Source organism: Candidatus Paracaedibacter symbiosus (assembly GCF_000757605.1).
Taxonomy (GTDB): Bacteria; Pseudomonadota; Alphaproteobacteria; order Paracaedibacterales; family Paracaedibacteraceae; genus Paracaedibacter_A; species Paracaedibacter_A symbiosus.
In genome coordinates this window covers 1-731 of record NZ_JQAK01000019.1, presented here as the reverse complement: position 1 = coordinate 731, position 731 = coordinate 1, and positions in this window count along the sequence as shown.

Genomic DNA, 731 nt, shown 5'->3' with positions numbered 1-731 from the left:
CAAAAGAGTACTCCAAACAATATGTTTGTCTGTATTAAGAAAGCGTAATAACTTCGTATAGCATACATTATACGAAGTTATACGATGATATTTGGGTGACCAAAGAAAGGGATAGTCAGTAACAGCTTTCGTGGAAGTAAAGGTCGCTATTCAGAGACCTTAGAAGTATTGTGTTCCTGAATCCCCTTTCTTGCAAGGAATAGAGTTGCAAAAGCTAACAATATGTTCCTTTTGTGTGCGCCCAAGTCACTGATATTGGTAAGGCTCTCTTTGATTTCTTAACTGCTTGCTTAGTTATATTGCGAAAATAGGAATAATTTCTTCTATAAATGCGAATATAATAAGTACAAGTTTTTCCAATCCATTATTCGTGTCGCACACTAACGCATTTTAAGACGCGTTAATAAAATTTTATAATCCTCAAACCTGAGAGGCTAGTTGAAATAGAGTTTATTTTGCGCCTACGGAGTTGCTATAAGTATTGAAGTGGATAGTTCTTATTGTAACTACTTTGAATAGGGAAGAGGTTTGTTTGGAGTGTAGCTTTGTATGACTCTGAAGCTCCCTGGTTCAATTGAGTCCCTCTTTTAAAATAATTTAATGGATGCTTAAGCTTTTTTATAGGTTTTTTTTACAAAAGGAGATCGTTCTATTTTTGAAATAGAATTATTTGTATTCTTATTGATCTTTTGAGCCTCTTTTGGAAGGGCTGCTTGAGAAGCATCTTTTTT